This is a genomic window from Kaistia nematophila, from assembly GCF_026343855.1.
GTDB lineage: Bacteria > Pseudomonadota > Alphaproteobacteria > Rhizobiales > Kaistiaceae > Kaistia > Kaistia nematophila.
This window is the reverse complement of the sequence record NZ_JAPKNK010000012.1, coordinates 137,088-148,060: the sequence shown is the minus strand read 5'-3', so window position 1 is coordinate 148,060 and position 10,973 is coordinate 137,088. Positions and strand designations below refer to the sequence as shown.

Below are 10,973 nucleotides of genomic sequence, written 5' to 3'. Positions count from 1 at the left end.
CTCGACTAGCGGCAGATTGTGGCCTTACTCGGCGCCGACGGCGTCGGGATTGTCGAGGCTGTCGGAGCCTTCGACTTCGATCTTCAGGCCCAGGGCGGCGACGACGGCTTCGACCGCGCGGGTCTGGCCGATCAGGCCGTCAATGGCTTCCTGGACGATGGCGTTGCCCTTGGGATTGTCCGCGCCGATCATCTGGTCATAGGCCTCGCCCTTGTCGGACGTGTCCTTCAGGACCTGCATCTTGGCCGAGGTATTGGCCAGCGCCTCATCGACGCGCTTGGCGGCGTCGGCGTTCTTGGCCGCGGCCAGTTCGCGGATGCTCGGACCCTCGACGACGGAACCGTCGGCGCGGGTGTACTTGCCCTGCCAGGCCGAGACCATGCCGACCTGATCGTAATAGTGGCTGTTGGCGGTGTTGTCGGAGAAGCAGTCATGCTCCTCTTCCGGATCGTGCAGGATCAGGCCGAGCTTCATGCGCTCGCCGGCCAGTTCGCCATAGGAGAGCGAGCCGATGCCGGTCAGGATGGTGGCGAGGCCGCCCTCGTCGCCCTTCTCGGAAAGCTGCTTGCGGGCTTCGCCCTCCGGCTGCCAGTTGGCGACCATTTCCTCGAGGTCGGAAACGAGCAGGTCGGTCGCGGCCTTCAGATAGGCAGCGCGGCGATCGCAATTGCCGTTGGTGCAGTTCTTGGTGTCGTAGTCGGTCGCCGGACGGTTGCCGGCGCCCGGGCCGGTACCGTTCAGGTCCTGGCCCCAGAGCAGGAACTCGATCGCGTGGTAGCCGGTGGCGACATTCGCCTCGACGTCGCCGGCTTCTTGCAGCTTGTGCAGCAGGTCGGCGTTGATCTCCGTCGCGTCGACCTTGTCCGGGCCGATCTGCAGCGTCTTGTTGGCGATGACGTTGGCGGTATAGAGCGGGTTCGAATCCGAGCTGTCGCCATAGGACTTGGCGTCGACATAGTCGATCAGCCCTTCGTCGAGCGGCCAGGCGTTCACGCGGCCTTCCCAGTCATCGACGATGGCGTTGCCGAAGCGGTAGACCTCGGTCTGCTGGTAGGACGGCCGGGCAGCCTTCCAGGCGTCGCGGGCGGCGGCGAGCGTCGCGTCGGATGGGTTGGCGATCAGTGCGTCGACGGCGACGTTCAGGGCCTTGGCCGTGGTGAGCGCATCCTCGAACTTGGCCTGGGCGATGTCGCCATAGGTCTTTAGCACGGCGCTGGCAGCCGGGGCGTCGGCGGCGAAGGCCGGGACGGCGCCCGAAAGGGCGAGCGCGGCCGTGGCGGCGAGGAGCATCTTCTTGAGGTTCACAATCGTCTCCGTGCGTGAATATCGTGCGGTGAATTCAGTGATAGTGGCGGCGGCAGGGGCGACCTGCGATCTCGCGGATCACGGCTCCCGGCACCGGAATGAGAATCTGCCCCGTCTCGGCGAGGGTTTCGGCGAAACGCTGGGTGGCGCGGATGACGTCGGCGCGGCCCTCCGGCGCGACCAGGCGCTCCAGTGCGCCGAGCAGGGTGTCGTCGTCATGGTTCTGGCAGGCGGCGATCATCGAGACGGCGCAGCATTCGTCGAGGCAGAGCCGCGGGCTCAGCGACGGCGACAGGCCGGCGGGACGGTCCATGCCGCCGCGGATGGCCTCGACCCATCGCGCCAGCGCGGCGAGGACGCGGCGGCCGTCGGCGGCGCCCAGTTCCTCGGCATAGAGGCTGGCGGCCAGCTCCCAGCATGTCACCGAGCCGCGCTCGCAACCCTGCATCCAGCGGCGCAGGCCCTCGACGACGAGCCTTTCCGGCTGCCGTTCGAGATAGCGAGTGTCGGATCCGGCGGGAAGGCGCGTCGCCATCAGCGCATTTCCTCGGCAGGAGCGTATCGGGCTTGGGCGCGCTCGGCGGGACGCGGGGGCGCAAATCGGTCGGTCAGGTCCATCGTCCACTCCAAGCGACAGGCGGGAAACCTGCCGTCAAAGCGTCACAGCCAGCGTGGCGCGGATGGGCGACGTTTGGACCTGTTGAGTTTCCGAGTCAAGAATATGTAACACCCTGAAATTATTCTAATTCCAGCCTTCTGTTGCAAAGTGTTGCTGAGTTCTTGATCGGCTTGGGGAATTGCCGGACGAGCGGAAGCGGCGGCTCTGCCGCGACCGCGCGCCGCAAGCGTCGCTGGGGGACGGTCGGGTTTTCCCGGCGATCCCGCTCCGCCGGCATTCTCTGCCATTGCGCCGCACCCGATCCCGCAAAATTCCGCGCGCCGGGCCTTGCAGTGCCTGAAATGATATAACATAACACTTGCAGTCAGCAGCGGACGGACCGGCGATGGCGAATGCAATTCCAGGCATGGCGGCGAAGGGCGACCCTATTCCGGTCTCGCCCGGCCGCGATCATGCCCATAGTCACGAAGGCCACGACCATGAAGGCAAGGGCCATGGCCGTCCCCATGATCATGACCTGGGCCATGTGCATTCGCACGCGGCCGGAGCGCCAGTGGCGCGCGACTTCGATACAGCGCTGCCGCGTTCCTACAGGCGTTCCATGTTCCTCGCCTCGGCGGTCGAGCGGCTGGTGATCGCCGCGCTGCTCGTCGGCCTGATCTGGCTCGGCATCTTCTGGGCGGTTTCCTGAGGTCGACATGCTGAAGCGCACCGCACCGTCGATCCGGCTCGACAACCTGACGCTTTCCTATCGCCGCCATCCGGCGGTGCACCACGTCTCGGGCACCTTCGAGCCAGGGTCGTTCACGGCGATCTTCGGGCCGAACGGCGCCGGCAAGTCGACGCTGCTGAAGGGCATCGTCGGCTTGATCAAGCCGGACAGCGGCCGCATCTCGCTCGAGGGCGTCGGTCGCAACGACATCGGCTACCTGCCGCAGCAGAGCGCGCTCGACCGCTCGTTCCCGATGCGGGTGCTCGACGTTGCCGCCATGGGCCTCTGGCGCAAGGCCGGCATCTTCTCGTCGATCGGCCGCAAGCAGCTCGGCGCGGTCGAGGCGGCGCTGGCCGCCGTCGGCCTCACCGGCTTCGAGGACCGCATCATCGGCACGCTTTCCGGCGGGCAGTTCCAGCGCGCCCTGTTCGCGCGGCTGCTGTTGCAGGACACGAAGCTGATCCTGCTCGACGAGCCCTTCACCGCGATCGACGCGCGCACCTGCGAGGATCTGCTGGCGTTGATCTCCGGCTGGCATGCCGACGGTCGCACCGTCGTCACCGTGCTGCACGATATCGACCTCGTGCGCGAGCGCATTCCCGAGACGCTGCTTCTGGCCCGCGAAATGGTCGCGTGGGGGCCGACGACCGAGGTTATGACCGACGCCAATCTCGCCCGCGCCCGGCATTTGCACGAGGCGTTCGAAGACAATGCCGAACTGTGCGAGATGCCCGCCTGATGGCCCTCTATGACCTGATCCTTGGACCGTTCCTCGAGTTCGGCTTCATGCGCCGCGCGCTGATGGGCTGTATCGCGCTGTCGATTTCCGGCGCGCCGATCGGCGTTTTCCTGGTGCTGCGCCGGATGAGCCTGATGGGCGATGTGATGGCCCATGCGATCCTGCCGGGGGCCGCCATCGGCTTCCTGCTCTCCGGCTTCTCGCTGTTCGCGATGACGGTCGGCGGCGTCGCTGCCGGGCTGCTGGTGGCGCTCGGCGCCGGCGCCATCGCCCGCACGACGCCGCTGCGCGAGGACGCGAGCTTCGCCGCCTTCTATCTCGTCTCGCTGGGGCTCGGCGTGATGATCGTCTCGATCAAGGGCTCGAACATCGACCTCCTGCATGTGCTGTTCGGCAACGTGCTGGCGCTGGATGATCCGTCGATCTACCTGATCGGCGGCATCGCCACGGTGACCTTGCTGTCGCTCGCCCTGATTTATCGGCTGCTGGTCGCCGAATGCTTCGATCCCGGCTTCCTGAAGAGCGTCGGCGGCGCCGGCGGTCTCGCGCATTTTCTGTTCCTGGCGCTGGTCGTGCTCAACCTGGTCGGTGGCTTCAACGCGCTCGGCACGCTGATGGTGGTCGGACTGATCGTGCTGCCGGCCGCCTCGGCCCGCTTCTGGAGCGAGAGCGTGCCCGGCCAGATAGTCGCCTCGGCGGTGATCGGCATCGGCTCGTCGCTGGTCGGACTGCTCGTTTCCTATCACGGCGAACTGCCGACATCGCCGGCCATCATCCTGGCGGCCGGCGCCGTCCATGCTCTCTCCATTCTTGCGGGGCGACACGGCAGCTTTGCCAGTCAGGCCCTGCGGGCGAGGCACCTGAGGGGCTGAATTCTACTTTCAATGCAGGAGAACTACCCAATGAAGTCAAGCATTTGGCTCATCGCGGCGGCGCTTGCCCTGAGCACGGCGCTGCCGGCCCAGGCCGCCGACAGCAAGATCAAGGTTGTCGCCACCTTCTCCGTGCTCGGCGACCTGGCGAGCGAGATCGGCGGCGACCATGTCGAGGTCCGTACCCTCGTCGGCCCGAATGGCGACGCTCACACCTTCGAGCCGAGCCCGGCCGATGCCAAGGCCATGGGCGGCGCGGCGGTCCTGGTCGAGAACGGCCTTGGCCTCGAGGGTTGGCTCGGCCGGCTCATCTCCGTTTCCGGCTTCAAGGGCGAGAAGGTGATCGCCACCGAAGGCGTGAAGCCGATCGCCTGGACGGGCGCGGAAGAAGAGGAGGGTCATGATCACGACAAGCCGGAGGCGAAGGCCGAGGCGGGCCATGATCATGACGGCCATGATCACGCGGCGCATGAAGGCCATTCGCACAGCGTCGATCCGCATGCCTGGCAGAACCCGCTGAACGGCGTTCTCTATGTGCAGAACATCGTTGCCGGCCTGTCGGCGGCGGATCCCGACCATGCGGCGGACTACAAGGCGAAGGGCGACGCGCTCGCTTCGGCGCTGAAGGCCATCGACGCCAACTTGAAGACGGAGTTTGCGAAGGTGCCGGCCGAGCGGCGCAAGCTCGTCACCAGCCATGACGCCTTCGGCTATTTCGCCGATGCCTATGGCATCCAGTTCGTGGCGCCGGAAGGGGTGAGCACGGAAAGCGAGGCCTCGGCCGCCGACGTCGCCAAGATCATCCGCCAGATCAAGGCGGAGAAGATCACGGCGCTCTTCGCCGAGAACATCACCGACCCGCGCCTCCTGAACCAGATCGCCCGCGAGACCGGCGTGACGATCGGCGGCGAACTCTTCTCCGACGCGCTGTCGCCGCCGGATGGCCCGGCCCCGACCTATCTGAAGATGTTCGAGAACAACGGCGCCAAGCTGCTCGCGGCGATGAAGGGCAGCTGAGTCCTCCGATGATCGACGAGCGCCGGCAAATCGCTGGCGCTCGCTCCACACGCGGCGTCATCCCCGCGAAAGCAGGGATCCATGCCGGCGAAGCCCTGCCATGCGGAACACCCGATGCCCCGGCTGCATGGATCCCGCGTCAAGCCCGGGATGACGGCTTTTCGTTGGTTGATGTCGTCTCGGCTGACAGGTCAGTAGATATACGGGATCAGCCGGGCCGTCTTGCTGGCGTAATCGCGATAGACGCGGCCGAACGTATCCAGCATCAGCTTTTCTTCCTTCTTCACGCGGAAGAAATACAGGATGCCGATGCCGACCAGGCCGGCGAGGCCGACGAACCAGTTCTGCAGCAACAGCGCCTGCGCCACCGCCATCAGCCAGAACGACACATACATCGGGTGGCGGACATAGTGATAGACGCCGGTGGTCACCAGCGTGTGCTTGGCGCGGATCTCCAGCGTCGCCGACCAGTTGTGGCCGAGATCCTTGTGGCTGCGATAGAAGAACCAGAGATAGGCGACGATCGCCACGATGCCGGCATAGGCGACGACAGGCGAGAAGGGCAGGTTGGCGCCTTCCGGAAAGCCCATGCCCGTCAGCGCCCAGATCGCCGGCACCAGCCCTACGCCGACGACGGAGATTGCCACCAGCGACTGCTGGCTGGCGCGGTCGCGCGAGTCGACGATGGCGTGCTTGCGGGCCCGGCGCTGGTGCGGGTAGCGGATGATGAACCAGATCACCAGTCCGAGAGCCCAGCAGATGGTGGCGGCAGATTGCGTCATGTCGTCTCCTCAGGTTCCCGGACGATCCGACTCCTGCGGCGGCTTCTGCAGGGAGAAGCGCTCGCGCAGGCCGACCGGACCACAGCAAATCAGGAAGAAATCATAGAAGTAGCGGCGCGTGTTTCCCATGACGAACTGATAGTGCACACGGAAAAGGCTGTTGCGGATGCGGCTGTAGTCCGTCGGCTGCAGCATTTCGCGGATGCGGACATTGATCACATGCGGAAAGGTGCGGCCGGGCGAGGGCTGGAGCCGCATCAGCCGGGCCGGATCGGTCTTGTAGAAGTTCACAACGTCGGTCAGCGTCTGGAACTCCAGCCACTCGATGCCGCGCTCTTCCAGCAGGCGCTGGGCGCGGGCGCGCAGCGTGCGGGCGGCCGGGTGCAGGCCGAGCTGCAGCACGCAGGAGCCGACGGTCATCACCGAGATCGGCGGCCCGCGACGGGCGAGGTCGGGATCGAGCGCCAGCGCCCGCTCCAGTGATTCCAGCGCGAACACGCTGCCCTGGCTGTGGCCGATGATCAGCAGTTCGGTGAGGCCGGGCGTTGCCGCCAGGTCGACGATCTCGCGCGCGAAACGATCGACGCGGGCTTCCATGTCGGCCCTTCCGCCGCGCATATACTCGCCCATGAACACGCGCGCATCGAGCAAGTGGCTGACGAACCACCGATTTCCCGGCCAGCGCATCAGGCATAGATAGACCGCCAGGAAAAGCGCCGGCGCGATCCAGGGCGCGCTCCAGTGGTCGATCCGTAGCACCAGCGCGGCGGCGATCGCGGCGACGACGACGAACAGCAGCGAAAAGAAGAACGGCGCGACGAAGTAGAGCCCGAATCGCCAAGCGGCGAGGAAATAGCGCAGGATGGTTCCGGAGAAGAGGAAATCCGCCAGCAGGCCGAGCGACAGCGGGATGCGCTGCCAGATCGGCCGGGCGAAGTCGCCCTTTACCAGGTCGTCCCAGGCGAGCAGGCGGAAATCGGTGACGGCGTTCCAGCCGTCGCCACGGGTCTCGATCTCGGTGCGCCAGACCTGGCCGTCGTCGGAGGGGCGGGCGGGAGCCGGGGTCGCCGCGACGCCCCAGGTCTCGCGGAAATGGCCGAGCTCGCGCGCCAGCCGGCCAAAGAACTTCTCCGGCGCGACCGGGTCATAGCCGCCGAGATAGAGCACGCCACGGCGAAACGGAGACGAGACTCCCGCCGCGGGCTCCATCACGGGAGCGTTGACCGGTTCGCGCGTCGTCATTTTCGGCTGGCGAGGGCCGTCTCGACCGCGCTGCGGGTCGGCATCGGCGCCACGGCGCCATAACCCTCGGTAGCGAGGCCGGCGGCGGCATTGGCATAGCGCGCGGCGGCGAAGACGTCGCCCGAGCGCAGATATTCGGTCAGGAACGAACCGTCGAACGTGTCGCCGGCGCCCGTCGCGTCGACCGGCTTCACCGGGATCGCCGGGATCACCATGCGCTTTTCCGGCGTCGCCACCAGCGCGCCCTCGGCGCCCATGGTGACGATGACGATCTTCGGACCGAGGCCGAGATAGAAATCGGCGATCTTGTCGGGATCGGTTTCACCGGTCAGCTCGGCCGCGTCGTCGGAGCTGGTCTTCAGGATGTCGGCCAGCGCCGCCGCGGCATGGATGACGGCGCGGGCGCGGTCGATCGGCCAAAGGCGGAGGCGCAGATTGGTGTCGTAGGAGACGATCCTGCCGGCCTCCCGCGCGGCGCGCAAGGCGGCGAAGACGACGTCGGCGGCCTGCGAGGAGATCGCCTGGCTGATGCCGGAGGTGTGGATCACCTTGGCGCCGCGGATGTAGTCAAGCGACAGCTCTTCCGGCGTCATCCGGCTCGCGGCCGAGCCGGCGCGGCGATAGGAGAACACATGGCCCGAGGGGCCGTGGGTGACGAAATAGATCCCGGTCGGGGCGGCGCGGTCGAGCTTGACGGCGCTGGTATCGACGCCTTCCCGTTTCCAGAGATCGAGGAAGGAATGGCCGAAATTGTCATCGCCGACGGCCGTCACATAGCCGACGGATGCGCCCTGGCGCGCCGCCGCGATCGCGCAGTTCGAGGTATCGCCGCCGTGACCCGGCAGGAACGCCTCGGAGCCCTTGGCCTGGTTGAGTTCGAACAGAGGCTCGCCAATGCAGACGATGTCGGGGCTCTGAACAGGGCTGGGCATTTACAAGTCTCCGGAGGCGAATGTTGCCCTTCATGGCGTGTCGCGCGCGGCGGTGCAAGGCCGCGGCGCGCGACAGCGCCTTCAGAGCCTGCCGTTGATCGCGTTCCGGAACAGAACCTCGTAATCGGCCGCCACGACCGGCACGGGATTGCCGCCCGTCGAGGGGTCGAGCTCGGCCATGCGGGCCGCTTCTGGCAAAACCGATTCGTCGACGCCGATTTCCTTCAGCGTGTGGGGGATGCCGAGTTCCTCGCGGATCGCCAGCACCCAGTCGACGAAGCTGGTCGCGCTCTGGCCTGGCAGGTCGAGATAGCGGGCGGCGGCCGCCAGCTTCTCCTCGATCGCCCCGGCGTTGAAGGCGAGCACATAGGGCATGACGACGGCGTTGGTCAGGCCGTGATGCGTGCCGCGCAGGCTGGAGCTCGGATGGCTCATCGCGTGCATGGCGCCGAGGCCCTTCTGGAACGCGACCGCGCCCATCGACGAGGCGATCAGCATCTGCGAGCGCGCCGTGATGTCCTTGCCGTCCTTGACCGCCTTGGGCAGCCAGTCCTTGACCAGCCGCATGCCTTCGAGGGCGATGCCGGCCGACAGCGGATGGAAGAACGGGCTGCACCAGGCTTCCAGCGAATGCGACAGCGCGTCCATGCCGGTCCAGGCCGTGATCTTCGCCGGCAGGTCGACGGTCAGCTCCGGGTCGGAGATCACCACCTTCGGCAGCATCAGCGGATGGAAGATGATCTTCTTGGTGTGGTCGGACGGATCGGTGACGACCGAGGCGCGGCCGACTTCCGAGCCGGTGCCGGCCGTCGTCGGTACGGCGATGATCGGCGCGATGCCCTTCGGGTCGGCGCGGGTCCACCAGTCGGCGCGGTCCTCGAAATCGAACACCGGCCGCGTCTGGCCCGACATGAAGGCGATGGTCTTGCCGATATCCATGGCCGAGCCGCCACCAAAGGCGACGACGCCGTCATGGCCGCCCGCCTTGTAGACCGCGAGGCCGTCGTCGAGATTGGCGAGCGTCGGATTGCCGTCGACCTTGGAGAAGACGGCATATTCGACGTTGGCGGCGTCGAGGATCGCCAGCGTCTTCTGGACGATCGGCAGGGCGACGAGGCCGGGATCGGTGACGAAGAGCGGCTTCCTGATTCCCGTTGCCGTCAGCGCCGCCGGCAGCTCGGCGATGCGGCCAGCGCCGAAGCGGATGGCGGTGGGATAGGACCAGTTCGCGTTCAGCGAGGCGTAGTTGTCGAGCATGGAGCGTATCCTTGGCGTCTGTTTCTTGCGGCGGCAGCGTTCGGAACGCGCCGGCTCGGTCGGGATGCGTGGCGAGACCGGCTAGTCGGTCTTGGTGCGGAGATGAAAGCTCTTCGGCCGGGTCAGTTGCTCGTAGCCGACCTCGGACAGGCTGGCGCCGCGGCCGGTCGCCTTGACGCCGGTCCAGGCGAGCGCCGGATCGACATAGTCGCAGCGGTTCATGAACACGGTGCCGGTCTCAATCCGGTCGCCGATCGCTTCCGCCGCGGCGACGTCCTCGGTCCAGATCGCGGCTGTCAGGCCGAATTCGGAATCGTTCATCAGACGGATGGCTTCCTCGTCCGACTTCACCTTCATGATGCCGAAGGCCGGGCCGAAGGTCTCTTCCGTCATCACCCGCATCGAGTGGTCGACATCGACCAGCACCTGCGGCGCCAGATAGGGCGTGCCTGCCTTCGCCGCCGGGAAATGCTTCGGGTCGATCAGCGCCTTGGCGCCCTGATGCACGGCCTCGTCGATCTGGCCCTGGATGAAGGCGGCGGCGGATGCGCGCACGACCGGGCCGAGCGTCGTTTCCGGGTCGGTCGGGCTGCCGAGCTTGTAGGCGTTGACGGTGGCGACGACGCCCTCGACGAAGCGGTCATAGACCGCCTCGTGTACATAGACGCGCTCCATGGCGCAGCAGGACTGGCCGGAATTGAAGAAGCCGCCATCGACGATGTTCTCGACCGCGAAGGCGAGGTTGACGTCGGGCCGGACATAGGCCGGATCCTTGCCGCCGAGCTCGAGGCAGGTGGCCGGGAAATTGGGGGCGCCGGCGACGGAGGCCATGATGTTGCGGCCGCCTGCGGTCGAGCCGGTGAAGCCGACCTGGTCGACGAGGCCGGAGCGGATCACCTTGTCGGTCGTCTCGTGGGTCATGTTGACGAACTGGAACACGTCCGCCGGCAGTCCGCCCTTGGCGAAGGCGGAGGCGAAGTGCTCGGCGACCAGCGCCGTCTGGCTCGAATGCTTCATGACGACCGTGTTGCCGGCGAGGATCGCCGGCAGCACGGCGTTGAGCGCCGTCATGTAGGGGAAGTTCCAGGCCGGCAGGTTCAAACAGACGCCGAGCGGCTCGCGGCGGATATAGCGCTTGAAGCCTTCCTTCGGGCCGGCGTCGATGTCGGCCAGCGATTTCGCCGCGATGGCGATCATGTAGCGGGCGCGTTCCTCGAAGCCGCGCATCTCGCCATGGCCATAGCGGATCGGCCGGCCCATCTGCCAGGCGATCAGCTCGGCCACCTTGTCCTTCTCCGCCACCATGGCGTCGACGAAGGCGGTCGCCATCTTTTCCCGTTCGGCGATGGCGACGGCGCGCCAGTCGCGCTGCGCCGCCTTCGCCTTTTCGAGCGTGGCGAGGACCTCGGCTTCGGTGGCGAGCGGCCGCTCGGCATAGACCGAGCCGTCGACCGGCGTGATGATCTTCAGGACGGGGGCGTTCATGGTTCTATTCC

The 10,973-nt window shown here is 66.7% G+C and carries 11 protein-coding genes; 4 read left to right on the top strand and 7 right to left on the bottom strand.

Annotation, left to right across the window (positions count from 1 at the left end; translation table 11 throughout):
• Window positions 1-24: 24 nt before the first annotated feature.
• Together OSH07_RS21975 and OSH07_RS21970 are read right to left on the bottom strand one after the other, a co-directional pair.
• On the bottom strand, window positions 25-1,290 hold the full coding sequence (locus OSH07_RS21975) for an imelysin family protein (protein WP_266340847.1): 1,266 nt from the start codon (window positions 1,288-1,290) through the stop codon (window positions 25-27).
• Between the two features lie 49 nt (window positions 1,291-1,339).
• Window positions 1,340-1,840: a hypothetical protein gene (locus OSH07_RS21970; RefSeq protein WP_266340840.1), complete on the bottom strand. Its 501-nt coding sequence runs from the start codon at window positions 1,838-1,840 to the stop codon at window positions 1,340-1,342.
• 469 nt (window positions 1,841-2,309) lie between these two features.
• On the opposite strand from OSH07_RS21970, the gene OSH07_RS21965 reads away from it, so the two are divergent.
• From OSH07_RS21965 to OSH07_RS21950, 4 genes are read left to right on the top strand one after another with little or no spacing between them, the layout of a single operon-like run.
• Complete coding sequence (locus tag OSH07_RS21965; RefSeq protein WP_266340839.1) at window positions 2,310-2,615, top strand: hypothetical protein; 306 nt, start codon at window positions 2,310-2,312, stop codon at window positions 2,613-2,615.
• Window positions 2,616-2,622: 7 nt separating this feature from the next.
• Complete coding sequence (locus OSH07_RS21960; RefSeq protein WP_266340838.1) at window positions 2,623-3,375, top strand: metal ABC transporter ATP-binding protein; 753 nt, start codon at window positions 2,623-2,625, stop codon at window positions 3,373-3,375.
• A complete protein-coding gene (locus OSH07_RS21955) occupies window positions 3,375-4,247 on the top strand; it encodes a metal ABC transporter permease (protein WP_266340837.1) in 873 nt (290 codons plus the stop codon). The genes OSH07_RS21960 and OSH07_RS21955 overlap by 1 nt, the downstream gene beginning before the upstream one ends.
• A 30-nt stretch (window positions 4,248-4,277) precedes the next feature.
• A complete protein-coding gene (locus OSH07_RS21950) occupies window positions 4,278-5,264 on the top strand; it encodes a metal ABC transporter substrate-binding protein (protein WP_266340836.1) in 987 nt (328 codons plus the stop codon).
• 191 nt (window positions 5,265-5,455) lie between these two features.
• Here OSH07_RS21950 and OSH07_RS21945 read toward each other — a convergent pair whose 3' ends face one another.
• From OSH07_RS21945 to OSH07_RS21925, 5 genes are all read right to left on the bottom strand, one after another.
• Window positions 5,456-6,046 (bottom strand): protein-S-isoprenylcysteine O-methyltransferase, encoded by a 591-nt coding sequence (locus tag OSH07_RS21945; protein ID WP_266340835.1) that lies wholly within the window; start codon window positions 6,044-6,046, stop codon window positions 5,456-5,458.
• A 9-nt stretch (window positions 6,047-6,055) separates the two neighbouring features.
• Window positions 6,056-7,288, bottom strand: coding sequence for a lipase (locus tag OSH07_RS21940; RefSeq protein ID WP_266340834.1), 1,233 nt, complete (start codon window positions 7,286-7,288; stop codon window positions 6,056-6,058).
• Complete coding sequence (locus OSH07_RS21935) at window positions 7,285-8,220, bottom strand: sugar kinase (protein WP_266340833.1); 936 nt, start codon at window positions 8,218-8,220, stop codon at window positions 7,285-7,287. Before OSH07_RS21935 ends, OSH07_RS21940 begins: the two co-directional genes overlap by 4 nt.
• An 81-nt stretch (window positions 8,221-8,301) precedes the next feature.
• Window positions 8,302-9,477 (bottom strand): iron-containing alcohol dehydrogenase, encoded by a 1,176-nt coding sequence (locus tag OSH07_RS21930; RefSeq protein ID WP_266340832.1) that lies wholly within the window; start codon window positions 9,475-9,477, stop codon window positions 8,302-8,304.
• 81 nt (window positions 9,478-9,558) lie between these two features.
• Window positions 9,559-10,962 carry an aldehyde dehydrogenase family protein gene (locus OSH07_RS21925; protein ID WP_266340831.1) on the bottom strand — a complete coding sequence of 468 codons (1,404 nt, stop codon included), beginning with the start codon at window positions 10,960-10,962 and terminating at the stop codon, window positions 9,559-9,561.
• Window positions 10,963-10,973: the final 11 nt, after the last annotated feature.